This window comes from Balneolaceae bacterium (genome assembly GCA_034521445.1).
GTDB lineage: Bacteria > Bacteroidota > Rhodothermia > Balneolales > Balneolaceae > JAXHMM01.
This window is the reverse complement of the sequence record JAXHMM010000007.1, coordinates 50,916-76,328: the sequence shown is the minus strand read 5'-3', so window position 1 is coordinate 76,328 and position 25,413 is coordinate 50,916. Positions and strand designations below refer to the sequence as shown.

17 protein-coding genes and 1 tRNA gene are annotated in these 25,413 nt (G+C 60.9%); 8 read left to right on the top strand and 10 right to left on the bottom strand.

Features of this window, described 5'->3' with window-relative positions; translation table 11 throughout:
- Positions 1–68: 68 nt before the first annotated feature.
- Positions 69–152 (bottom strand) — tRNA-Leu (locus tag U5K31_11170).
- 169 nt (positions 153–321) lie between these two features.
- On the opposite strand from U5K31_11170, the gene U5K31_11165 reads away from it, so the two are divergent.
- Positions 322–1,803, top strand: coding sequence for a DASS family sodium-coupled anion symporter (locus U5K31_11165; GenBank protein ID MDZ7773279.1), 1,482 nt, complete (start codon positions 322–324; stop codon positions 1,801–1,803).
- Positions 1,804–1,823: 20 nt separating this feature from the next.
- Here the strand turns inward: U5K31_11165 and U5K31_11160 are convergent, their stop codons facing one another.
- Positions 1,824–3,020, bottom strand: a complete 1,197-nt coding sequence (locus U5K31_11160) for a GlmU family protein (GenBank protein MDZ7773278.1) — start codon at positions 3,018–3,020, stop codon at positions 1,824–1,826.
- A 121-nt stretch (positions 3,021–3,141) separates the two neighbouring features.
- Between U5K31_11160 and glmS the strand changes: the two genes are divergently transcribed.
- The 4 genes from glmS to U5K31_11140 all read left to right on the top strand — a co-directional run bounded on the left by glmS (position 3,142) and on the right by U5K31_11140 (position 8,706).
- The gene (gene glmS / locus U5K31_11155; protein ID MDZ7773277.1) at positions 3,142–4,986 is read left to right on the top strand and encodes a glutamine--fructose-6-phosphate transaminase (isomerizing); all 1,845 of its coding nucleotides are present in this window, start codon (positions 3,142–3,144) and stop codon (positions 4,984–4,986) included.
- A gap of 43 nt (positions 4,987–5,029) precedes the next feature.
- Positions 5,030–5,602 (top strand): helix-turn-helix domain-containing protein, encoded by a 573-nt coding sequence (locus U5K31_11150; GenBank protein MDZ7773276.1) that lies wholly within the window; start codon positions 5,030–5,032, stop codon positions 5,600–5,602.
- Between the two features lie 165 nt (positions 5,603–5,767).
- Complete coding sequence (locus U5K31_11145) at positions 5,768–8,017, top strand: heavy metal translocating P-type ATPase (GenBank protein ID MDZ7773275.1); 2,250 nt, start codon at positions 5,768–5,770, stop codon at positions 8,015–8,017.
- 362 nt (positions 8,018–8,379) lie between these two features.
- Positions 8,380–8,706 (top strand): phage holin family protein, encoded by a 327-nt coding sequence (locus U5K31_11140; GenBank protein ID MDZ7773274.1) that lies wholly within the window; start codon positions 8,380–8,382, stop codon positions 8,704–8,706.
- 7 nt (positions 8,707–8,713) lie between these two features.
- Here U5K31_11140 and U5K31_11135 read toward each other — a convergent pair whose 3' ends face one another.
- On the bottom strand, positions 8,714–9,289 hold the full coding sequence (locus tag U5K31_11135; protein MDZ7773273.1) for a methyltransferase domain-containing protein: 576 nt from the start codon (positions 9,287–9,289) through the stop codon (positions 8,714–8,716).
- Positions 9,290–9,581: 292 nt separating this feature from the next.
- Here U5K31_11135 and U5K31_11130 point away from each other — a divergent pair, with 292 nt between their 5' ends.
- Both U5K31_11130 and U5K31_11125 read left to right on the top strand, forming a co-directional pair.
- A complete protein-coding gene (locus tag U5K31_11130) occupies positions 9,582–12,041 on the top strand; it encodes a zinc-dependent metalloprotease (protein MDZ7773272.1) in 2,460 nt (819 codons plus the stop codon).
- A 200-nt stretch (positions 12,042–12,241) separates the two neighbouring features.
- Positions 12,242–15,430 (top strand): hypothetical protein, encoded by a 3,189-nt coding sequence (locus tag U5K31_11125; protein MDZ7773271.1) that lies wholly within the window; start codon positions 12,242–12,244, stop codon positions 15,428–15,430.
- 99 nt (positions 15,431–15,529) lie between these two features.
- Here the strand turns inward: U5K31_11125 and U5K31_11120 are convergent, their stop codons facing one another.
- The 4 genes from U5K31_11120 to U5K31_11105 form a co-directional block, all read right to left on the bottom strand.
- Entirely contained in the window at positions 15,530–17,260 is a 1,731-nt protein-coding gene (locus U5K31_11120; protein ID MDZ7773270.1) for a sodium-coupled permease, read from the bottom strand.
- A 1-nt stretch (position 17,261) separates the two neighbouring features.
- Positions 17,262–17,456 (bottom strand): hypothetical protein, encoded by a 195-nt coding sequence (locus U5K31_11115; GenBank protein MDZ7773269.1) that lies wholly within the window; start codon positions 17,454–17,456, stop codon positions 17,262–17,264.
- A gap of 111 nt (positions 17,457–17,567) precedes the next feature.
- On the bottom strand, positions 17,568–18,755 hold the full coding sequence (locus U5K31_11110; protein ID MDZ7773268.1) for an aminotransferase class V-fold PLP-dependent enzyme: 1,188 nt from the start codon (positions 18,753–18,755) through the stop codon (positions 17,568–17,570).
- A gap of 14 nt (positions 18,756–18,769) precedes the next feature.
- Positions 18,770–19,444: a WbqC family protein gene (locus U5K31_11105; protein MDZ7773267.1), complete on the bottom strand. Its 675-nt coding sequence runs from the start codon at positions 19,442–19,444 to the stop codon at positions 18,770–18,772.
- Between the two features lie 183 nt (positions 19,445–19,627).
- On the opposite strand from U5K31_11105, the gene gltX reads away from it, so the two are divergent.
- Positions 19,628–21,112: a glutamate--tRNA ligase gene (gene gltX, locus U5K31_11100; GenBank protein ID MDZ7773266.1), complete on the top strand. Its 1,485-nt coding sequence runs from the start codon at positions 19,628–19,630 to the stop codon at positions 21,110–21,112.
- A 119-nt stretch (positions 21,113–21,231) separates the two neighbouring features.
- Here the strand turns inward: gltX and U5K31_11095 are convergent, their stop codons facing one another.
- The 3 genes from U5K31_11095 to U5K31_11085 form a co-directional block, all read right to left on the bottom strand.
- The gene (locus tag U5K31_11095) at positions 21,232–21,675 is read right to left on the bottom strand and encodes a hypothetical protein (protein MDZ7773265.1); all 444 of its coding nucleotides are present in this window, start codon (positions 21,673–21,675) and stop codon (positions 21,232–21,234) included.
- A 230-nt stretch (positions 21,676–21,905) separates the two neighbouring features.
- On the bottom strand, positions 21,906–23,657 hold the full coding sequence (locus tag U5K31_11090; GenBank protein MDZ7773264.1) for a M14 family metallopeptidase: 1,752 nt from the start codon (positions 23,655–23,657) through the stop codon (positions 21,906–21,908).
- An 11-nt stretch (positions 23,658–23,668) separates the two neighbouring features.
- Positions 23,669–25,288: a M14 family metallopeptidase gene (locus U5K31_11085; GenBank protein MDZ7773263.1), complete on the bottom strand. Its 1,620-nt coding sequence runs from the start codon at positions 25,286–25,288 to the stop codon at positions 23,669–23,671.
- Positions 25,289–25,413 lie beyond the last annotated feature (125 nt).

Genomic DNA, 25,413 nt, shown 5'->3' with positions numbered 1-25,413 from the left:
ATGTTTGTACCAATATTTGTACCATAAATAGTAAAGCCCTGCAAGCCAATGACTTACAGGGCCTTAAGTGCCCAAGAGAGGACTCGAACCTCCACGAGCGTTAGCTCACATGCTCCTGAAGCATGCGCGTCTACCAATTCCGCCACTTGGGCATTGCAGTATGTCAAACAAAACGGGCTATTCCGGCCGTTTCAGAATCCCAAATATAGCGGTTTTTGCGCCTAATTTGAAACCCTCCTTTTAGAATTTTTCGTCCTTTCTTCTATTTTGATCTGCAGCTGGCACGAACGGTAACCGTGATAAGGCGAATCGGGTACACCCATGGGCAGACGGCAAAAACTGGGATTTTTCGGGGGACTGGCCCTCTTCGTACTGATGCTCTGGCTGCCCGCCCCTGAGGGGCTCTCCCAGGCCGGATGGGAGGCTGCGGCCACGGGCGCGCTGATGGCAAGCTGGTGGATCAGCGAGGCCATCCCCATTCCGGTCACCGCCCTGGTGCCCGTGGTGGCCTTTCCCCTGCTCGGGGTGGTTTCCGTCGCTGACGCCGCCTCCCCCTATGCCAATCCGTTGATCTTTCTTTTTCTGGGCGGCTTCGTCATCGCCGTGGCCATGCAGAAGTGGGAGCTGCACCGTCGCATCGCCCTCAATATCGTCAGCATGGTGGGCGTGAAACCGCACGCCATCCTCATCGGATTCATGCTTTCGGCGGCCTTCCTGAGCATGTGGGTCAGCAACACCGCTACCGCCCTGATGATGCTGCCTATCGGACTGTCGGTGCTGGAGCTGGCCGACCGCCAGGCCCCTGGTGGACGCTCAGAGAGCAACTTCGCCCTTGTGCTCATGCTTATCATCGCCTACGCCTGCAACATCGGGGGCATGGGCACCATCATCGGTACCCCGCCCAACGCGCTGCTGGCCGGCTACATGCTGGAAAACTACGGCGTGGAGATTGGCTTCGCCCGCTGGATGAGCGTGGGACTCCCCCTGGTGGCGGTCTCCCTGCCGCTGATGTATCTGCTGCTTACCCGGGTGATTTATCCGATTCGGCTTGAAGTGCTGCCCGGGGGAGGGGAGCTGATCCGCTCCCAGCTGGAAGAAATCGGCGACATGAACCGGGCCGAGATGCGGGTGGCAGCGGTCTTCGCCGGCACCGCCGCGCTGTGGGTCTTCCGTCCCCTGCTTGAGGACCTGCTGCCGGGCCTCACCGACGCCGGCATCGCCATGGGCGCGGCCGTACTGCTGTTTATCCTGCCCGCGGGGGTCGGCGAATCGGGCAGCGGCGGGCGGCAGCCCCTTCTCTCCTGGAAAGACACCAACATGATACCATGGGGTGTGCTTATTCTGTTTGGCGGGGGACTCAGCCTGGCTGCGGCCATCTCCTCCACCGGCCTGGCCGAGTGGATAGGGCAGGGTGTGAAGGTCCTCGACGCCTGGCCGCTCCTGCTGCTGGTGGGCGGAGTGGTGGTCACTATCGTTTTTCTCACCGAGCTCACCTCCAACACCGCCACCACCGCGGCCTTTCTGCCCATTATGGGATCGGTGGCCGTGGGCATCGGGCAGAATCCCCTGCTGCTGGTGGTGCCCGTGGCCCTGGCAGCCAGCAGCGCCTTTATGCTGCCGGTGGCCACCCCGCCCAACGCCATCGTCTACGGCAGTGAACGCATCTCCATCCCACAGATGAGCCGTGCGGGACTCTGGCTGAACCTGCTGCTCATCGTGCTGATTACCTTGCTGGCCTTCACACTCCTCACCTTGCTTTTGGGTGTGCAGCTGGACGTGCTGCCGGACTGGGCGGGTGGATAGAAGGTGGTCCCTGGCAGCGGTCAGTGCTCTGAATTGAAAATGAGCCGCATCATTTCACGGTAGGGGTCCGTCAGCTCCACGTCGCGGCGCGCCATCATGGCCTCCATCGCATCGTAGGCGGCCTGCAGGCGGTAGGGCTGGATCACATTGGAGCCCACCCAGCTGAAGGAGGGGATAAGCTTGGGCGGAAAGTCCGAGGAGAAGATGTTGCAGCAGACTCCGCACACGGTGCCGGTGTTGAGCTGCGTGTTAATGGCGGTCTTGCTGTGGTCGCCCATTACTGTGCCCAGGAACTGCTGGCCCGTCTCAATCTCCGTGCGGCTTTCCCAGTCGGTGATGCGGATGGTGCTGTAGTTGTTCTTCAGGTTGGAGGTGTTGGTGTCGGCGCCCAGGTTGACCCATTGCCCGAAGAGGGAGTTGCCGGTGAATCCGTCGTGGGCCTTGTTGGAGTAGGAGTGGAAGATGCTGTTGTTGACCTCCCCGCCCACCTTGCAGACCGGTCCGATGGTGGTGCCCCCGTAGATTTTGGCGCCTGCCTTGATGGTGGAGCCCTCGCAGACCGCCAGTGGACCGCGCAGCACCGAGCCGGCCATGACGGTGGCGCCCTTGCCGATATAGATGGGGCCGTCGCCCGCGTGAAGCACGCAGCCGGGTTCCACGGTGGCGTCCTTCGCGATGTGAATACGCTCGGGATGCACCAGTGAGGCGGCGGGGGAGAGTCCGGGCGCGTCGTGCCCTGGCGTCTCCAGGAGCTTCAGATCGGCGCGGATCTGTCCCCCGTTCTTCTGGAAGAGGTCCCACAGGTTGCGGAGGGCGTGGAAGCGGGGGACCTCAATCACAAAGAGCTCGTTAAAATCGGGTTGGCCTTGCTCCAGCCATGCGGCGGAGCGTTCCCCCTCGGCGCAGGCGGCGACCACCGTACCGTCATGCATCAGGCAGCTGCCCGGTTTTAGGTCGCTTATTTCAGCCAGAAGATCTTCTTCCGGCAGGAAGCGGGCGTTGATCCAGTAGCAGGATTCGTCGGCCGTCACCCTCCCCTCCCCGAAGACCCCTTTCAGTTCCGGACGCAGGATGCGCGCGCTTGTCTCAGCCTTAAGGGCACGCCGCCACTTTTCGCCCAGGGTAAAAATACCCGTGCGGAGGTCGTCCACGGGACGTGTCAATGTCAGCGGGAAACATTTCCTGTGAAATGCATCTTCAAAGAAGCACAGCTGCATGGCAAGACGGTCTCAGCGGTTTAATAGAGGTTTTATTAGTCGCAAGATAATGATAAATTAGGTAGCCGCTAAGTAAGGAGAATACTCGATATAGTAGACCCATTTTTAGACAACATAGAGAATGTGTGGAATTGTAGGATATATAGGTAATAAGCAGGCGAGCGAGGTAATTATCAAGGGCCTGGAACGTCTGGAGTACCGGGGTTACGACTCCGCCGGGCTTGCCCTGGTCAACGGTCAGCTCGATATCAGGAAGGGCAAAGGCAAGGTGGAGAACCTCAAGAAGATGCTGCAGAAGGATCCCCTGAAGGGGACGGTCGGCATCGGGCACACCCGCTGGGCCACCCACGGCGCGCCCAACGACATCAACTCCCACCCCCATGTCAGCGAATCGGGCAAGGTAGCCCTGGTGCACAACGGCATTATCGAGAACTATACCGCCCTAAAGAAGGAGCTGAAAAACAAGGGCCGTACGTTCAAGACGGATACCGACACCGAAGTGATCGCCCAGCTTATTGAGGAGATTTTCGAGAACGGCAACGGGGAGGAGATCACCTTTGAGCAGGCCGTGCAGATGGCCCTGCAGCAGGTGGTCGGCACTTACGGTCTGGCCATCGTGAACATTGAGGAGCCCGACCGCATCATCGTGGCCCGCAAGGGTTCTCCGCTGCTGCTCGGTATCGGGGAGAACGAGATGTTCGTGGCCTCCGACGCATCTCCAGTCGTCGAGTATACTAATAAGGTGGTCTACCTGGATGACGGGGAGATGGCTATTGTCACGCGTGACGACTACGATGTGAAAACCATTCAGGATGTGTCGCTGACCAAGAAGGTGCACGAACTGGCCCTGAGCCTCGAGGAGATTGAGAAGGGCGGTTATCCCCATTTTATGCTCAAGGAGATATTCGAGCAGCCGCGTTCCATTGCGGACTGCCTGAGGGGCCGCCTTGACGTGAAGAATCACGCCATCCAGCTGGGCGGCATCGCCGACGTGCTGGACCGTATCGTGAATGCCAATCGCCTGATCATTGCTGCCTGCGGTACCAGCTGGCACGCGGGACTGGTGGGCGAGTACCTCTTTGAGCACCTGGCCAAATTGCCCGTGGAGGTGGAATACGCCTCGGAGTTTCGCTACCGCGAACCCCTGGTTAACGACAAGGATGTCATGCTGGTGATTTCCCAGAGCGGAGAGACCGCTGACACGCTGGCTGCCCTGCGCGAGGCCAGGGAGCGCGGCGCCATGGTGCTGGGCATCTGCAATGTGGTGGGATCGACCATTGCGCGGGAGACCGATGCAGGGGTTTACACCCACGCCGGACCCGAAATCGGGGTGGCCTCCACCAAGGCTTTCACCGCGCAGGTATCTGTGCTGGCCATGATGGCCATCATGATCGGGCAGACCAAGAAGTGCATTTCTGAAGAGTACGCCCACCGCCTCATCGAAGAGCTGGACCGCATTCCAGGCAAGGTTGAACGGATCCTCGAGCAGAGCGACTCACTCAAGCATATCTCCAACCTGTTTACCTACGCCCCCAACTTTCTCTACCTGGGACGAACCTACAACTTCCCGGTGGCCCTGGAGGGGGCCCTCAAGCTCAAGGAGATCTCCTACATACACGCCGAGGGCTATCCCGCCGCGGAAATGAAACACGGTCCCATCGCACTCATCGACGAGATGATGCCGGTCGTGGTCATCGCCGCCACCGAGCACACCAACCAGAAGATGATCTCCAACATCGAGGAGGTAAAGGCGCGCAAGGGCCGGATCATCGCCGTGACGGGCGAGAAGAACAATGAGGTCATGGACCTGGCCGAGTTCAGCGTTTCCATCCCCGAAACGGAAGACTGCCTCTCGCCGTTGCTGACCACTATTCCCCTGCAGCTGCTCTCCTACTATATTGCGGTCAATCGCGGGTGCAACGTGGACCAGCCCCGGAATCTGGCCAAGAGCGTGACGGTGGAGTAGACGTACGGGGAATGCCCCGTCAATCCCTTCTGTTTTACCCTGTATGACACGACTGCATATTAAAAATATGGTCTGCGACCGTTGCGTGATGTCGGTGCGGGAGATACTGCAGGATTTGGAGCTCGATGTGCGCGCCGTGGACCTGGGCCATGCCGACGTGGAAGCCGACCCGGGTCCCGATATGATGGACGAGCTGCAGCGCAGACTGGGCGGCAAGGGTTTTGAACTGATCCGCGAAACGCGCAACAAACTTGCCGAACAGGTGCGCACCGGACTCATTGCCTACCTGGAGCTGCTCGAGGAGCGCGAGGAGGTGCCGGCTGTCTCTGAGTACCTGGCCGGGCGCACCCACTACAACTACAGCTACCTGAGCCACACCTTCTCGCGGGATACAGGTACCACCATCGAGCAGCACCTGATCCGGCTGAAAATAGAGCGCGTCAAGGAGCTTCTGACGTATCGCGAGCTTACCCTTTCAGAGATCGCCTGGAAGCTCAACTACAGCAGCGTACAATACCTGTCCAATCAGTTCAAGAAGGTGACGGGCATGACGGTCAGCGAGTTCCGCGCCTCCGCCGACACCCGGCAGCGCAGCGCCCTGGACCATTTGGGCTAGGGCCGCCTTTCACGTTATCGCAGCACCTGCCTCTCCGCTTACCAAAAGTTTTACACATCTTCTTCAACAGGCCGTAAGGGCCCGCCTCTCTTCGCTTTGTATGTTGAGCACGCAACGGAAAGCCAAAGCTGGTAATCTCTCAACCATCCAACCGTCCACTCTGCTATGAAAGAGACACTCAGGATCGAAGGTATGCACTGCGCAGGATGCGTGAACAGCGTGCAGAAGAGCCTGGCCGACGTGCCGGGCGTGGATCGCGCCGATGTAAACCTGGCTACCGAAAAGGCCACGGTGGAGTTCGCCAACGGCATATCCCGCGAGGAACTGGTCCGGGCGGTGAAGGATGCGGGCTACGAGGTTGCCGAGGAGGGGCGCGACGAGGAGGAGGCGGTGGACCGGAAGACGGAGGCGGCGCGCCGGGACATGATTCTGGCCTGGCTGTTGACCCTGCCGGCCTTCCTGCTTATGCTCCCCGAAATGGTGGCGGGGACCATGCTGCTGCCTCCCGTCTGGAACGAGTCTGCCATGCTGCTGCTCTCCGGCGCGGTGGTCTTCTACCCCGGATGGGCCACCTTGAAGGGGGCGGCGCGTTCGGTGGCGGGAGGCTCGCCCAACATGGATGTGCTCATCGCCATGGGTACCCTGGCGGCCATGGCCACCGGGGTGGTCTCGCTGGGACACCTGCTGGGGATGGCGCCCGCCTTCCACAGCTTTGCCGGCATTGCAGGCATGATCATGGCATTCCACCTGAGCGGCCGCTACGTGGAATCCAAGGCCAAGGGACGCGCCTCGGAGGCCATACGCAAGCTGATGACCCTGGGCGCCAAGGAGGCCAGCGTGATCCGCGACGGTAAGGAAGTCTCCGTACCGGTGCGCGAGTTACGGGAGGGCGACCTGATGGTTGTACGACCGGGTGAGAAGATTCCCACCGACGGGGAGGTATTTGAAGGGCAGTCGACGGTGGACGAGTCCCTGGCTACAGGGGAGTCCATGCCGGTGGAGAAGGAGGCCGGTGACGAGGTGATCGGGGCCACCCTCAATCACGGTTCCGTACTCAAGGTGAAGGCCACCAAGGTGGGCGAGCAGACCTTCCTGAGCCAGATCATCCGCATGGTGGAGGAGGCGCAGGCCTCCAGGATTCCCGTGCAGGAATTTGCCGACCGGGTTATACGCATCTTTGTGCCCGCGGTGCTGCTGCTCTCGGTCCTGACGCTGGCCGGCTGGCTGCTGCTTCCCGGCTTCTTCGGCGGCATCGCCGCCTGGGCGGGCGGGATCATTCCGTGGGTGGATCCAGGACTGGGCGGCACCGCCCTCGCCTTCTACGCCGCCATCGCCGTGCTGGTTATTGCGTGTCCCTGCGCGCTGGGACTGGCTACGCCTACCGCGCTGATGGTGGGCTCGGGCATGGGGGCCGAGAACGGCATTCTAATCCGGCGCGGCAAGGCCATTCAGCTGATGAAGGACATCGACGTGGTGGTGCTCGACAAGACCGGCACCGTCACCAAGGGCGCCCCGTCGGTGACCCGCCTGGTGGCGGCTGAGGGGACCGGGGAGGAGGAGATGCTGCTACTGGCCGCCTCCGCCGAGGAGGGCTCGGGTCACCCGCTCGCGCGCGCCGTGGTGGAGCATGCCCGCGGGCGCGGGGTGGATACGGCCGATTACGAGGAATTCACCTCCCATACCGGCAAGGGAGTCTCTGCACGGGTGGACGGGCGCCGCGTGCTGGTCGGTACACCGGATCTGATGCGGGAGCACGATGTGGAGCCCTCTTCCGAGTGGCTGGAGCGACGGGAGTCCCTTCAGAAGGAGGGGCAGACCGTGATGGTGGTGGCCGTCGGCGACGAGGTGACAGGCCTGATCGCAGTGGCGGACACTATCAAGCAAGACAGCCGGGAGGCGATTCGCAGCTTGAAAGAGCTGGGACTCCGCCCGATCATGATCACCGGCGACAACCGCCGCACGGCTGAAGCCATTGCCAGGGAGGTGGGCATCGGGGAGGTGCTGGCCGAGGTGCTTCCCGACCGGAAGGCCGCCGAAGTGCGCCGGCTGCAGGAGGAGGGAAACCGCGTGGCCATGGTAGGCGACGGCATCAACGACGCCCCTGCGCTCGCACAAGCCGACATCGGCATTGCCATCGGAACCGGGACGGACGTGGCCATCGAATCGGGTGACATCGTGCTGGTGCACGGCAATCTTTCCGCCGCGGTACAGGCGGTACGCCTGAGCCGGGCCACTTTTCGCAAGATCCGCCAGAACCTCTTCTGGGCCTTTGCCTACAACGTGGTGATGATTCCCCTGGCGGTGATCGGCTTCATGCACCCGGTGCTGGCCGAGGCTGCAATGGCCTTCAGCTCCGTCAGCGTGGTCTGGAACTCCCGCAGGCTGCGAAGGGAGACGTTGTTCACATCTTCATGACTTATCCACAGCCGATGTGGATAAGTCTGTGGATAACCAGGCAGTACATCCGGTGGGAGGCACATCACTACCCATGGGAGTGTTTTGCATGGGATATTTAAGTCCTTTCGTGGCGACCCCGATAAGATAGATACAGAAATAGCTGTGGATAACTTGAGATTTTATCCAAGTTTTCGTAGATAGAAAATCCTGTGCGAGGGATCAACTGAAAGATTATCTGGGGAATATCCGTTATGCGTAAATGGAAAGGACTCATCTTTAAAATAGCACTCCTGGTACTGGTGGGCATTGTCGTGCTCACCGGCTAAACAATTTTTGCCGGGTTGCGTAGACCCACATGAACCGCAACCAATACCGATGCTATGTGGGATCTACTCTTTACCTTGTTGGTTAACAGCCTGGGTATCTTTGTTATCGGATATCTGCTGAAAGGCGTGGAAATGAAAAGTTTCTTCACCGCGATGGCGGTGGCCGTGGTGCTGGGCCTGGTCAACTTCTTTGTCAAGCCTGTCATCGCCTTTCTATCCCTTCCCCTCACCATCCTCACCTTCGGCCTGTTCATACTGGTTATCAACGCCCTGATGCTGATGCTGGTGGATGCGCTGCTGGACGATTTCAAGATCAAGAACTTCTGGTGGGCGCTACTTTTCGGGCTGATCTTGTCGGTCCTCAACCTGGGCTTCTTTTGATCGGCCGTCAGGATTCGCCTTCATCCACCCTCAGCGTGTAGACTCTGGCGGGGGGCAGGTTCATCAGTACGGTCCTGCGGTGGTACAGGTGGCGCTCCACAATTTTTTTCTCGTAGTCGTTTCCGAAGGAGGAGGGTTTGATGTATTTGAAGTATACGATGCACCCGCCTTCGGCGCACAGCGCCAGCTTTTTGTTCCATATTTCCCGCCCCACCTCCACCGGCATGTTTTCGTAGGGGAGGCTTGAAATGATAAAATCGTAGGAGCGTTCCGGCTCGAATTCCCGCACGTCACAGTTATGCAGGCAGAGGTCATCCTTTCCATACGTCCGCAAGATATGTTCACAGAAGGGACGGTTGATCTCCACCACATCGAGGTGGTCCGCCGGGCGCATGTTGCGGAGGATCTCCGCGGTCATGGGGCCCGTGCCGGCGCCCAGCTCAAGGATGTTGAGGGGGGAGGCGTCCCCGGTCCGTGTTCTGTTTTGAAGTTCACCTACCATGCCCCTGGCGAGGTAACGCGAACTGGGGGCGATGGCCCCGGTCTGTTTATAGTCTTTAAAAAACTGCAAAAGGAATTTCATATTAAGGACCTAAGACTTGTCGGACGTACGGGTGTGCGGGTTTGCGGCGAGGCATTTGGCGCCGCAGGCCGTCATTTTTTGATATTGCAAAAAAACGAATTATCATGCTTGGGCGAAAATAACCATGTATGGGGAGGGATGCGCCCTACTTTTTTAACATCTTTTACGTGCGTGTGCTTGAACATGTACGTCTGTATTCGATTATTTAGAAATACCTGCAATCCGAACAAGATAACGAAAACGTAAAAACCAAGGTCCTATGATACGGTTTAAATCAACGGTAGCGATCGTGATGCTTATCACGGCAGGCCTGCTGGCTGGCTGTTCGACTACCCGAAATGCCCAGCAAGATACGGAAGACTCCGGTCAGGAGTCTCAACAAGGTCCCCAGATGGGACAACGCGGCGGCGGTGACGAGGAGGGCATACAGCCCTATTCCGAAGTCATCACCGACGAAGCGGAGTCTGATGACGGACTCTTTACCGTCCACAAGATTGACGACTCCTACTACTACGAAATTCCCGACTCCCTGCTGGGACGCGAGATGCTTGTGGTATCCCGTATCGCACAAACGGCCAACAACATGGGATACGGTGGCGAAAAGAATAATACGCAGACGATTCGCTGGCACCGCAAGGGTGACAACATCCTGTTGCGTCAGGTCTCGTACGAGAACGTGGCCGACAGCACCCAGCCCGTATTCCAGGCCGTCCGCAACTCCAACTTCGAGCCTGTTATCTCTACCTTCTCCATTGAATCCCTCGGCGCGGATTCCTCGGGTGTAGTGATCGACGTGACCTCGCTTTACAACTCCGACGTGCCCGCCTTCGGTCTTTCCCAGGGACGCCGCTCCGCTTACGGCGTGCGCCGCCTGGACGGCAGCCGCACCTTCATCGAGCATATCCGCAGCTATCCGAAGAACATCGAGGCGCGGAGCCTGCTCACCTACGATGCGGCCAACCCGCCATCCAACGGTGATACCGGCACCCTCTCCCTGGAGATGAACCACAGCATGGTGCTGCTTCCCAAAGTGGGCATGCGAGCCCGCAGCGTGGACCAGCGCGTGGGCTTCTTCAGCGTGGACATGACCGACTACGGATCCGACGCCCAGCGGGCCAAGACCGTGGAGTACATCACCCGCTACGAGCTGGTGCCCTCCGACAAGGAAGCTTACATGAACGGCGAGCTGGTCGAACCGGTCGACCCCATTGTCTACTGGATAGACCCCGCCACGCCAGAAAAGTGGCGTCCCTACCTCAAACAGGGCGTGGAAGACTGGAACGCCGCTTTTGAGGCCGCCGGATTCAAGAACGCCATCATTGCCAAGGATCCCCCCGCCAACGATCCCGACTGGAGTCCGGAGGACGTGCGCTACTCGGTGATCCGCTACTTTGCATCGCCGACGCAGAACGCCTACGGTCCCCATGTGCATGATCCGCGCACCGGGCAGATCCTGGAGAGCGACATCGGATGGTACCACAACGTGATGAACCTGCTGCGCAACTGGTTCTTCATCCAGACCTCCGCCGTCAATCCCGAGGCCCGCGGCATCAACTTCAGCGACGAGGTGATGGGACAGCTGATCCGTTTCGTTTCCGCCCACGAGGTGGGACACACCCTCGGCTTCCCGCATAACATGGGTTCGAGCTTCGCCTACTCGGTGGAGGATCTCCGTTCGCCGGAGTTCACCAGCAGCCACGGCACCGCGCCCTCCATTATGGACTACGCGCGCTTCAACTACGTGGCGCAGCCCGGTGACGGTGTGACCAACTTCTACCCGGCCGTAGGGGAATACGACAAGTGGGCCGCCAAGTGGGGCTACACCTGGTTCCCCGAGAGCTGGAGCGAAGAACGCATACAGGACACGCTGAACCAGTGGACCCGCGATCGGGCCGACGATCCACGCTACTTCTTCGGAACCGGCGGCGACGACCCGCGCGTTCAGACCGAAGACCTGACCAACGACGTGATGCGCGCCAACGAGCTGGGCATTATGAACCTGGAGCGCACCGTCAACAACCTGATCGAATGGACCGAGCGCGACGGCGCCAATTACGAACAGCTTGACGAACTGTACGGCAACGTCGTCACGCAGTGGGGACGCTACTACGGCCATGTATACAACAACATTGGCGGAATCTACCGCACCGACAAGACCTATAACCAGGATGGTCCGGTCTACGAATTCGTCTCCGAGGAGCGTCAGCGCCGCGCCATGGAATGGCTGGCCGACTACGGATGGGGATCTCCCGAGTGGATGCTCAACTACGAGGTGCTCGACAAAATCAACGAGAGCTCCGTGGTGGACGACATCCGCGGCCGCCAGACCGGCCTGCTTAACAACGTGCTGGCGCCTGAAATGCTCGGACGCCTGATCGAATGGCAGGAACGTTCGGAGGGCGACACCTACACGCCTTTCGAACTGCTGGACGATGTGCGGAATGCTATCTGGAGTGAGCTGGACAGCGGCTCTTCCATCGGCGTCTTCCGCCGCAATCTGCAACGGGGCTACATCGAACGCATGGAATACCTGATGACCCAGGAGCCCACCGTGCCCGCGCAGTTTGCACAGTTCTTCAGTTCCAGTGTGGATGTGAGCCAGTCCGACATCCGACCCATGGTACGCGAGCAGCTGCAAATGCTGCTGGACGACGTGGAGGATGCCATCGGTGATGCAGGAGACCGCGCTACGCGCGTCCACCTGATCGATGCGCAGGAACGCATCAACAACGTGCTGAATCCGGACGAATAGCGCCCGGCTTTTCAGCCAATCTCATTTTTAGGAAGCCCCTTCCGCCTCCCGATTGTAATCGGGACGGCGGGAGGGGCTTTTTAATTTTTTTGCATCTGGCGGTTGATTAAAAAAGCGTCTTTCGATAAGATGGACTACATTTGAACGGGATGGACCCTTTCTTCTTAACCAAAACAGCTGTTATGACTCATCGCTTCTCTATGAAATCTCTGCCGGCCCTGGTGCTGGCCGCCCTTTTTGCCCTGGCCGGCGTTGGACCCGAAACGGCCGCGGCGCAGCAGATAGACATGCAGAAACTGCAGGCCATGCAGCCGCGCAACATTGGACCGGCCGGCATGAGCGGCCGCGTGACTGCGATCGACGCCATCGTCAAAAACCCCGACATCATCTATGTGGGCGCCGCATCGGGCGGCATCTGGAAGTCCACGTCCGGCGGTACGGACTGGGAGCCCATATTTGACGACGTTCCCGTACACTCGATCGGCGATATCACCATTCACCAGAAGAACCCGGATATCATCTGGGTGGGCACCGGGGAGGGTAATCCCCGCAACAGCCTGAACCTGGGTGCGGGCATCTACCGCACGATGGACGGCGGCAAGACGTGGGAGCTGATGGGCCTGGAGGAGACCCGCAGCATTCACCGCGTAATTGTGCACCCGGATAACCCCGACATCGTCTGGGCGGGAGCCATGGGCGATCCGTGGGCCGAGAATGAGCACCGCGGCGTCTACAAAACCACCGACGGCGGAGAGACCTGGGAAAAGGTCCTCTATGTTAACGAACGGACCGGCGTGGGCGATATGGTGGCTGATCCCTCCAATCCCAACAAGATCCTGGTCAATATGTGGGAGTCACACCGCGACGCCTGGTTCTATGAGTCGGGCGGTCCGGGATCCGGGCTTCATATGACTATTGACGGGGGAGAGACGTGGACCGAACTCAACCACGAAGAGAACGGCATCCCCGAGAAGCCGATGGGACGTATGGGACTCGCCTTCGCGCCCAGCAATCCTGAAATCGTTTATGCCCTTATCGAGTCGGAGAACAACGCTTTCTACCGCAGCGAGGACGGCGGCTATACCTGGGAGATGACCACGGATGAGAATATCGGGGGACGTCCTTTTTACTACGCGGACATCCGCGTGGATCCGAAGGACGAGAACCGCATTTACAATATGTTCTCCAGGGTTTCGCGCAGTATTGACGGGGGCCAGTCCTTCCAGCAGATCATACCCTACTCGGGCGTGCACCCTGACCACCACGCCTGGTGGATTCATCCCGAAGATCCCAGCCTCATCTACGAGGGCAACGACGGGGGCTTCAACATCTCCCGCGACCGGGCCGAGACCTGGGAGTTTGTGGACAATATTCCTGTAGCCCAGCCCTACCACGTTACCGTAGACATGGATATTCCCTACAACGTATACGGTGGCATGCAGGACAACGGCACCTGGGTGGGTCCCAGTGCCGTATGGCGTAACGGGGGAATCAGAAACTACTACTGGGACGAAATACTGTTCGGCGACGGCTTTGACGTGGCCATTGATCACACCAACCCGCGCTATGTCTACGGAATGTCGCAGAGAGGCAACGTGCGGCGCATCGACACCGAGACGGGCCACACCGCCAACGTGCAGCCGGTTCACCCCGACAACGCCCGCCTCCGCTTCAACTGGAACGCCGCCATCGCGGTGAGCCCCCACGTCGAGGGTACCATCTACTTTGGCAGCCAGTTCCTGCACCGAAGCTCCGACCGCGGGGAGACCTGGGAGGTGATCTCACCCGACCTGACCACGGACGATCCCGACAAGCAGAACCAGCACGCCAGCGGGGGACTGACCACCGATGCCACGGGCGCCGAAAACTTCACCACCGTCACCGCCATCGACGAGAGTCCCGTAACCCAGGGTGTGATCTGGGTGGGCACCGACGACGGCAACGTACAGGTGACCCGCAATGGGGGAGAGAGCTGGACCAACGTGGCCGGCAACCTGCCCGACCATCCCGAAGGCAGCTGGGTGCACCAAGTGCATGCCTCCGACCACCGGGCCGGCGAGGCCTTCGCGGTAATCAACGACTACCGCCGCGGCAACTGGGAGCCCATGGTCTACCACACCGACGACTACGGGGAATCCTGGGAGAACCTGGTGGCCGACAAGGGTCTGTGGGGCTATTCGCTTTCTTTTGTGCAGGACCCGGTTGAGCCCAACCTGATGTTTACGGGCACCGAATTCGGGCTCTATGTGAGCATCGACGGGGGCGAGACGTGGACCCAGTGGACCAACGGCTACCCGACGGCCTCCACCTACGACATGGTTATCCACCCTCGCGACCACGATCTTGTAATCGCCGCCTACGGACGCGCCTTCTGGGTGCTGGACGATATCCGTCCCCTGCGCGCCATGGCCGCCGAGGGGGCCGACGTGATCGACCAGCCCCTTACGGTCTATCCTGCTCCCACGGCATTCAACGCCGAGTGGCGCCAGGCCAAGGGCACGCGTTTTGACGCTGACGGTGGCTACCGGGGCGACAACATCTCCGACGAGCCGCAGATCAGCTATTCCGTGAACATGGAGGAGCTTGAGACGGTGCGCAAAGAGCAGGGCCACGAGGAGATCCATATCAAGGTGGAGGTGCTCAACGCCCAGGGACAGGTCGTGCGCACCTTCTACGAGGAGCCTGAGAACGACGGCCTCAACCGCATGGGCTGGGAGATGGAGGAAGACGGCGTGCGTCCCTCCAATGCCGAGCCCCTGGAGGAGGGCGAGGCCATGCCCGGCGGCGTGGAGCTGCTGCCCGGGAACTACACCCTGCGCTTCAGCTACGGCGACTACAGCGACGAGACCGGCGTGGAGCTGCGCTACGATCCACGCATGGAGTTCAATATGGCTGATCTGCGCGCCCGGCGCGACATGCTCAAACAGATGGAGCAGCTGGAGGCGGTCTTCGACGCGGCCATGAACCGTATTGAAGACGCTGAGGAGTCTCTTGAGGACATCCTTACCACCCTGGAGACCGACCGGAGCGGCTCCGACGCCATCGCGGGACTGATCGAGCGCACCGAAACCATGCAGGACAGTCTTGGCAGCATCAGTGATATCTTTGATACGGGATGGGGCGGAGGCGGACAGGGCGCCCCGAACGACACCACGCGTACCGTCGACGACGAGTTATTCGAGGCGGAGAGTTACATCTCCTCCAACTATGCTGCGCCCGGGGAGACCGAGCGCATGCTGCTGGAACAGGGACGCACCTACTTCGAGGATGCCCTGGTAGAGTTGAACGCCTTCTTCAGCGGGCCGTGGGCCGAATACCGCCGCGCGGTGGAGGCGGCCGAGCTTGACTTCTTCGAGGAGAACTATCCGCCCATCAGGCTGAACCGGTAGATAGGCAACAGGCCGGCCCGCGCCGGCTGTTGGCTGACGACGATATTCAGGGCGTGTTCGCATGTTTCGGCTCCGGCCGGGACGTCGGGCACGCCCTTTTTATTTTCTCCGCTTCCAGGCCATGCTCACCAGCACGCCCACCAGCACCACCACGCCGGTGCCCAGCGGGTTGAGCCAGAGATACTCGATGGTCTTCTCAAAGCCCTCGGGCACGTTGGCCCAGGGGGACAGCATTATCCACTCGCCGGTGGCGGGGTTGTCGTAGATCCGGTCGAAGGCGAAGACGGTGCCCATGCCGCAGATGAGTCCGGTGAGGGCGCCCACCCCGTTGGCTCGCTTCACCCAGAGCAGCAGCACAAAGACCCCGAGGATGGAGCCGTAGAAGTAGCTGCCGATCTTGTTAACCAGCTCGATGATGGAGCGGGTCTCCCCGAGGGCCAGGGCGGCAAGGGTGGCCAGCACCCCCCAGAAGAGGGTGGCCGCGCGGGAGGACTTCAGGTACCACGCCTTGCTCTTGTCCTCCTGGTCCAGGCGCTTGTACCAGTCAACGATAAAGACCGTAGAAAGGGCGTTGAGTTCGCTGTCGATGCTGGACAGGGCGGCGGCAAAGATGCCCGCCACGATGAGACCGATCACCCCGATGGGGATTTCGTGCAGGATGAACCAGGGCAGGATGTAATTGGTGTCGTTGAGGCTGGAACCGGTGATGCGCTCCTGGCGCTCAATTTCGGCCTGGCGGATCTCCTTCAGGCGGCTGTTGGCCTGCCGCAGCTCCTCGGCGTTGGCCTCGCTTCGGTTTTGCAGCAGATCCTGGGCGGCCAGCCGGCGCTGCTGGTAGACGTTGTTGTACTCCGACTGCAGCATGTCCCCGGCCAGTACCTCCTCCTGCTGGGTGGCCTGCACGTCGGCGCCGCGGAAAGTGATGGGGGCGCCGCCGAAGATGTAGAAGACGTAGAGCATCACGCCGAGCAGCAGGATGAAAAACTGCATGGGCACCTTCGCCCAGGCGGTCAGCAGCAGGGATTTGCGTGCATCTTTCAGCGAGCGGGCCGTCAGGTAGCGCTGCACCTGGGTCTGGTCGGTGCCGAAATAGGAGAGCATCAGGAAGATGGCGGCGAAGACCCCGCTCCAGACGTTGTACTTTTCGCTCAGGTCGAAGCTCAGGTCGAGGGCCTCCAGCTTGCCGAGGGCGCCGGCCAGGTAGAGGGAGTCCGATATGCCCACGTCATCGGGAAGCTGGTACTGGATCCAGATGAAACAGAAGACCAGCCCGAACATCATCACCGCCATCTGCTTGACGTCTGTACGGATCACCCCGGTGATGCCGCCCACCATGGTGTAGAGGGTGGCGGTCACGCCGATAATCAGGATGGTGGGTGCCAGGGGCAGGTCCAGCAGCAGGGCCAGTACATAGGAGGGCGCCGCGATGACGGTACCCAGGGCGAGTCCCCGTGAAATGAGAAACAGCAGACTGGTAAACAGGCGGGTACCCAGCCCGAAACGCTCCTCCAGCACCTCGTAGGCGCTGAAATTCTGCATGCGGTGGAAAAAGGGCACCAGCGTCATGCAGATGATGATCATGGCGAAGGGGATGGCCAGGTAGATCTGTACGAAGCGCATGTCCTCCATGTAGGCCTCGCCCGTGGTGCCGATGAAGGTGATGGCCGAGGCCTGCGTGGCCATCACCGACAGGCCCATGGCCCACCAGGGCATGGAGCGGTTGGCCAGGAAAAAACCCTCGATGTTGTCGGTGTCCCGGGCGTGCTTGGTGCCGTCCCAGATGGTGTAACCCAGGAAGAGTACGAGCACTGTCCAGTCTATCCAGTGCATGTCAGGAGGCCGGGGTGTTGAAGAGAAGGGTGAACAGACCCAGGATAATTATATAGGCCAGTCCCAGCAGGCCGGTGATCCAGTAGATCCTGCTCCAGTCGGCGTCATCGGGCGGGAGGCTGGGACCTCCGCCGTTCCCGGGGGCTGCGCCTGACCCGCCGGTCGTGTGATCTTCGTGGGAAGCTTGCTGTTCCATGGGAGGCTGCCGGATTTGGGTTCTAAGCCAATGATACACGAAAATTCGGGATTTGCAAGAAGGAGGGGCGCTCGGTTGTACGGGGCGCGGGTACTGCCCCAGGTGGAGCTTCTACTCCTGCACCTCTTTCAGCACTTCCATCAGAGCGGCGATGTCTTCCTCGGTGTTATATACGTTGGGTGAGATGCGCACCGCCGAGCCACGCAGGGAGACGTGGATGTTGCGTGCGCCCAGCCGCGTTTTCAGCTCCTCGTTGGTAAGTCCGGAGGGCAGGCGAATGCCGAAGAGGTGGTGGGCCCGGAAGTCGGGGTTCTCCAGGCGGTAGCCGCGGACCGGCAGCTCCCCGGCCAGGGGCGCGGTCAGCTCGCGGCAGTAGCGCTGGATTTCGGCGGGCCCCCATTTCAGTAGCTGCTCCACGGCGCGCAGCATCATGGGCACCAGCACAAAGTTGCTGCTCTGGCCCACGTCGTAGCGCCGGGCGCCCGGCTGGTATTCTGGCTGGTAGTCCACCAGGCCCGCGAAGTCCTCGCTCTCCCTGCGGTTGAGCCATCCCTCCTCCAGGGGAACCCCGTCGAGCAGCCGTTCGCCGAAATAGCCCAGCGCCATGGAGTAGGGTCCCAGCAGCCACTTGTAGCCGGCGCAGAAGAGGGCGTCAGGCTGCACGGCCTGCACGTCGAAGGGGAGGGCGCCCACGGACTGGGTGCCGTCCACGATCAGGTAGGAGCCGGTCTCCCGGCAGCGCCGCCCCACCGCCTCCAGATCGAAGAGCGTGCCGTCGGTCCAGTGCAGGGGTGCCAGGGCCACGGCCAGGGTGTCGTCGGTGATGGCCTCCAGCAGGCGCTCGTTCCAGGCCGCGCCGCGGCCGTCGACGGTCTCCGGTGCCTCCACCGTGTGGATCTCGCAGCCCTGCTCCCGGGCGAAGCGCTGCCAGGCGTAGACGTTGCTGGGAAACTGCTCGTCGTTGAGCACGATGCGGGGCTTGCCGCTGCCGCCATGGCCCCAGGCACGGCCCTTGCCGGGCCGCGGAAGATTCTTCACCGCCGTGGCCACCCCGTAGGAGACCGCCGGCATGAGGGCCACCCGGTCGGCCGATGGGGCGTTCACCAGCTCGGCGAAGCGCGCCCGAAGGAGGTTGCCGTCTTCAAAAAAGCGGTCGGGCGTGACCTCCCAGGGGCAGGTTTTGGCGCGGATGCCTTCCACGCCCGCCGCCTCCGCGCTCTTGAGCAGGGGGGAGAGGAAGGCGCAGTTCAGGTAGTGGTGGCCCTCCTCCAGGTGGAACAGGTTCTTTTGACACTCCATGTCCGATGTCGTTTTTATGCGGATTCGCGGATGCGGTCCGTAATCTTAAAGCTTTCGGGCCCGAATTGAAAGAGCAGGTCGAAGAGGCCGCACCAGGGCTCGAAGCCTTCGAAGTGCTGGCGGTAGCGGGGATGGCGGAAGCCCGGAAGCACTGTAGCGTTTTCCGCCTGTCGCATGTAGTGGCGGCTGTCGTGTTCCTGCCAGAGACGGTCGGCGCCCAGCCTCCGGGCCAGCTCGTCGGGATCGGAGGTGTAGTCCTCCAGCCCGAAGGCCAGGTCGTAGTGCACCGGATGCTCCATAAAACGCAGCAGCCTCTCCTGCACGTGAAGCACGAAGGGCATCAGGAATTCGAAGTCGGCGGCGGCCTCGAAATCGGCGCGGATCTCCGGCTCGTAGAAGTCGAAGTAGGGACTGTTGCGGTAGTTGTAGGTCAGGCTGCGCAGCAGGGGGGTGGCCCACTCTTCGGCATGGTCTATGCGCACGGCGCGCACCGGCTTGTCGCGGTCATCGGTGCGCACCGGGATGTTGATCCACTGCGTGCCCTGCGGGGTGCGTATGCGGGTGCGGTGGATGCGGCTTTTGCGCGACCACGTTTCGGTATCCAGCAGCACTACCCGGTCGGCTCGCATCATCAGGGCCAGGTCGTAGAGGTTGGGGGCCAGCTGGGGATATAGCAGTGCAAGGGTCATTGACACCAGAATAGGGATTTGTCCGGATAGAGTACAGATCGGGCTCGCATCCCGGGGTTAAACCTTGCCGGAAGGAGCGCCGGCGGGTCCCGTATGCTCTCCCGATGACTAGCACTCCTCCCCGCAATACCTTATTTTTCCTGACTTCCAACCAACCGCATCCCTAACCTACAGCCCACATTCATGGAAGGCACCGTTCGCGTACGATTTGCCCCTTCTCCCACCGGACTCCTGCACGTCGGGGGACTCCGGACCGCCCTTTTCAATTACCTCTACGCACGTCACCACGACGGCGTGTTTGTGCTCCGTATCGAGGACACCGACCAGTCCCGCTACGTGGAGGAGGCCGAGCAGGACATCGTGGACTCCCTGCTGTGGGCGGGCATGGATTTCGACGAGGGACCCGGCAAGCCGGGCGAATTCGGTCCTTATCGCCAGAGCGAGCGCAAGGACATCTATGCCCAGTACGCCGAGAAACTGGTGGAATCGGGCCACGCCTACTACGCCTTTGACACCCCGGAGGAACTGGACCAGATGCGGGAGCGCCTGGAGAAGTCGGGCAACCCCTCGCCCAAGTACGACGCCATCACGCGCATGTCCATGAAAAACAGCCTCACCCTGCCGCAGGAGGAAGTGGACCGGCTGCTGGAGGAGGGCGAAGACTACGTCATCCGGCTCAAGGTGCCGCGCCGGGAGACGGTGCGCTTCGAGGACGAGGTGCGCGGCTTTGTCTCCTTCGAAAGCAAGGGCCTGGACGACCAGGTGCTGCTCAAGTCGGACGGCATGCCCACCTACCATCTGGCCAACGTGGTGGACGATCACCTGATGGAGATCACCCACGTGATCCGTGGCGAGGAGTGGCTCAGCAGCACGCCCAAGCACATGTTGCTCTACGAATACCTGGGATGGGAGGCGCCCGTCATGGCACACCTGCCCCTGATCATGTCGCCTTCCGGCGGCAAGCTCTCCAAGCGCAAGGCCGAAAGCGAGGGCATTCCCATCAACACCCGGGATTACCGCGAGCAGAAGTTCGAGCCGGAGGCCCTGGTCAACTTCCTGGCCTACCTGGGCTGGAGCCCGGGCGACGACAGCGAAATCCACTCCATGGAGGAGCTGACCGGGCTCTTCTCGCTGGACCGCGTCAGCAAGGGCGGGGCGGTCTTCGACTACAAGAAACTGATCTGGTATAACGAGCAGTATCTGCGCGAGAAGTCTGTACAGGAGCTCTACCCGCGCGTGCAGGTCATCGCCGGGGAGTACGGCCACAATCCCGACGAGGGTTACCTCAGGGAGGTCATCCCGCTGATGAAGGACCGCGCCAGCAAGGTGGAGGATTTCGTCACCGAGGGCCTGTTTTTCTTCGAGGACCCGGAGAGCTACGATGAGAAGGCCCTCAAGAAGTGGAAGGAGGACAGCGCCGGCCTGCTGGAGGACTACCTTGGGCGAATTGGCGATCTTGCGGCGGACGAATTCACGGCCGGCACGCTGAAAGACCACATCAAAGAACTCATCGAGGAGCACGACATTGGCTGGGGCCCCATCATGATGCCCCTGCGGATCGCGGTCACCGGCCAGGGTTACGGACCCGATCTATTTCCCACCCTCGAGCTGTTGGGCCGCGAGACCACGGTGCGGCGTATCCGTGCGGCCATCGACGAGTTGGGCTAGGGCCATAGTCCAGCGGCCATCTGTGCCGGGCTACCGGAGTATGCGTATCTGCTCGGCCAGGCCCTGCTGCGGGTAGGAATCCGCCAGGGCGCCGGTGCTCGCCTGGGTGCATTGAACCATCAGTTGGAGGCCTCCAGCGAAACGCTGTCCGGGCCGGCCACCTTGCGGATATGACAGCCGTCATTGCGAAACGTGTAGTCAGCCTGGAAACTCATCTCATCCTTCTGTCCGGTCACGCGCAGGTTGAACTCCTTTCCCTCTTCGGAATGCTCAAAATAGCCGTCATGGATGATGGTGTACCTCCCCTCGAAGCCTTCGACGGGGCAGTCGTAGGATTCCCTTTCGCAGGGCCTGAAGGACTCCCCGTTCTCCTGGTTGGTGATCTGGATCTGGACGGAATCGGCAGCCTCGCCCTCAGCATTCAGTACCGTTACCTGGTGGACTTCAAATTGCAATGTGCAGACAGGGGGCGAATGTGATTCCAGGCAGGATTGAAACAGGAGTCCTGCCAGCAGGAGTGTAAGCATTGCGATCAGACGGTGGGTGGAAAGTATGGGAGACATGAATTGCCCTCGCTTGTGAGTCCCTGGTTGCCAAATGCTATGTCTGCCTTCAAACATCAAACAGTCCGATGCCTGAAATTATTATCGCGGCCGTGAACAATACCCGGCTGCCTCACATTGGGCGTCGACCTGTTACCAAAAAAAAGAGCCGCCCGAAGGCGACTCCTTTCAGATCAATTTGTGCAGGCCAACGGTGAGGGCCGGCGAGAGCAAGAACGCCCCGCAACCTGTTACCCGTCGCTGGAGCGGCTGGCCACACCGCCCTTCTCGCTGTCGACCGTGACGGTAAAGTCACCGCTGCCGCTGACAATCCAGCGTACCACGACGGAATCCATGCCGGGAATGTTTTCCACCTCCAGCTGCTGCGGGTTCACCTTCTGCTCGACCGTCTGGTTCATGTCGCGGTCGTCCACGATCATGCCGGCCTCCACGTCCACGCCCTCGATGCGGATGTAGTCGGGCCGCTCAATGTTGTTCTGAACGTCGTGGCTGGCGTGGGTGGGGATCAGGCGCGTGTTGGTGACCACCGCGGTGACCTCGCGCTGCCCTCCGCCAAGATCCCGCGTGGAGATCTCGTCGATTACAAGGTGGGGCGTGTTCCAGGTGTGGTATAGGGTAAAGGCCATGTTGCGGTGTGCGTCCGTCTCCAGCAGGAAGCCGGGGTGGGCGCGGCCGTAGTTTTTCTTGAAGCCGCCGATCTCGATCTCCCCGTAGGTGGGATGGTCGTAGGACTCCCAGTCCACGTGGGCGTCGCCGAAGAGCAGGCTCTGGTTGAAGACGTAGTCGTCGGGCTGCGGCGGGTCCTGCGAGTAGAACTGCAGGTAGGAGGTCCACAGCTCGTTGGAGTAGGTAAAGATGCCGCGGCTGCCGTAGAACCAGTCCAATTCGCCACCGAATACCGTGTAGAGGTCGTCATAGACCACCAGGTAGCGGTAGCCGGGCATGAAGGACTCGCCCTTCTCGGCGATGGCGTCGTAGACCTGGATGTCCTGGTAGTTGTAGGTGCTTACATCCTCGGCAGCACCCGGTCCACGCAGGATCATACCGCCGCTGTTGTGGTAGCTCTGGGCGGCCGCAATGTTGGGATGCTCCATCACGAAGTCAGCTACTGCACGGTTTTCGGGCAGGGAGAAGGGATATTTATGCGCTCCGCCCTGTATGTAGTCGGGCTGCCAGTTCCAGGCCCAGTCGCGGTTGGGGTCGTAGTAGCCGGGGCGGTCTTCGTTGACCTCCCCGTCGCCGTCGTTGTCAATACCCTCGCGCCCCAGGATCTCGTAGTTGCCGAACTGATCATCCGGCACCTGCACCATCCGGTTGGGATAGTCGGGGTCGACCCGGTACTCCCCGCGCGGGTTCTTGCGTCGCATCAGAGTGACGGAGCCGTCGCCGTTCAGGTCGTCCAGGTTGTCCTCATCCACGCGGCCGTCCCCGTCGTCGTCCAGGGGCTTCATGCCTGAACGTGGGGAGCTGGCTGTGTTGGGCTCGTCAAAGAAGTTCTCCCGGGCGTCGGGGTTGATGGAGGGGACGATGTAGAACACCTTCTCGTTCATCAGCTGGGTGATGTACTCGATGTTGCCGAACTGCTCCGACAGGTACCAGATGGTGTAGAGGGACATTTCCGTACCCTGGATCTCGTTGGAGTGGATGTTCCCGTCGATGTACATACCGGGCTTGCGGTCGGGGTCGCCCTCGTTGAAGTTGGTGACCGTCACCAGCCAGATGTCACGTCCCTCGTAGGACTGCCCGATGGACTGCACCTGCACCAGGTCAGGATGCGCTTCGGCCATTTGGTTGATGAGTTCGGTGTAGCCCTGGTAGTTGTAGTAGCGGTTCCAGCTGGCCTGCACCTCCGGATTGGCCGGAGTGCCCGCGGCCGGGAAGAATCCCTCCGAGGAGGTCTGGGCGCCGGCCGGATCGGGGGCCAGGACGACCAGCATGGCGCAGGTCAGTAGCAGCGTACAAAGTGTGTTAAGCGTCTTCATAGTGATATCTGTTACTGATTAATGCTTTGCTCGATGGTGGTGAATCCAGTGTTGGGCGCGCCGGCCTTCAGCGAGAAGGTACCGCTTCCGCGCACCAGCCAGCTCAGCCGTTCGCTGGCGTCAGCGCCGATGGATTCGAAGTTGCTCAGGCGTTCGCCGCTGACCAGGGAGAGTCCATCGCCCAGGCTGATCTCGGCGATTACGTCGCGAACCCAGCGTGTACGCTCACCCAGGCGCGTGGCCGTGGGCAGCGTGCCGGGGTTGTAGAGATCGACCGTCACGCGCGTCAGGTTCTCGCCTGCCTCCTCCACCTCCACGTTGGTGATCTCCACGGAAGGCTGAAGCGTGCTGAGCTGCGCCAGGAAGGCGGTGTGTTTGTCCGCCAGCGTATCCACTGCCGAGTAGGGGGGATTGTGCATCATGAATGGCTTGATGCCGCCCACCTCCACCGTGCGGTTGGGGAAGTCGGGGTGGCTGATCTCTGTCCACGGCACGAAGGCATCCAGGTTCTGGCCGTCTGCCCATGCCAGGTAGTCCGCCTGGTCGTTGCCCGATTCGCCGGAGGTCCACCACCCGGGCGTGCTCAGGCTGAGGCGGCCGTAGTGGAAGTAGGCCCACTGGAAGAAGTCGCCGGGGTCGCCGGATACGTTCTCTCCGCCCGATAGCCGGGTCACCTCGTTGTACAGCTCGGAGGCGATGGCGTTCAGCTCGGTGTCCTCGCGGTACCAGCCGTCGATGACGCGCTGTGAGATGCCGCCGGGATTGAAGGAGATCGGCTCGGAGAGGTTGTTGGCCGGTCCGAAGGAGACCACCGCATAGGTGTTCCAGGCCTCCTCCATGAGGAAATCGAGCAGCGCCCGGTTCTCCCGTTCGGTAAGCATGAAGGCGCCGGCTCCCGGCTCGAAGGCAGGGTAGTCGAAGGTGAAGTTCATGTTCAGATCCACCCCGCCGGCCCCGTCTTCGTTAAAGGCGTCGTCGCGGTCGTTGTCACGTCCCTCGGAGTAAATCCTCCAGGCGCCGCGCTCGCCCTCGCTGGCATCGGCCTCCACCATTACGCGCGGATCGTCGGAGTGCGGCATCCAGTCGCCGGTGCGGTCGCTGACCCGCATCATGGTGATCAGCCCGTCGCCGTTAAGGTCTTCGTAGCCGTCCTCGTTCACCGGGCCGTCACGGTCGGTGTCGGTGTCCCTGGCGTTGGCGTTGCGCTCGTAGCGCAGGTCGGCGAAATATTGTTCGGTGGCGTCCGGGTTCAGACGCGGCACCACGTAGTAGGTGGTGCGCGAGAGCAGGCTCTCGAGGCTGTCCCCCGGCGTGCCGTTCAGTAGTTTTTCGGCGAACTGCACCGCCAGCTCGCTGCCCAGGATATGGGAGCCTTCCGATCCGCCGACCACCGCGATGGCGGGCTTGGCGGAGGGATCGCCGGAGGAGAGGGTCAGCAGCCAGACGTTTTTGCCGCCGAGCGTTTCAGTGAGGGATTCCAGTTGCACGTAATCGGAATGAGAACTCTCGAGCGCCTGAAGGCGGTCGGTCATCTCCGAATAGGAGCTGTAGTCGTCCTGCGCGTAGGCGCCTGTCGCCAGGCAGAGCAGGGTCACCACAGCCACCGTCCACTTCTTGGGTATGCTATTCATGGATCTTGATTCTTGCGTGGTTATTAAAATGATATCAGAGTTCATAAGTTACCGGCTCAGCGCACATTTCAAAATTGTATCTGTAAAAAGATTAAAAGGGGGCGTATAAAAATGACACTGGCAAT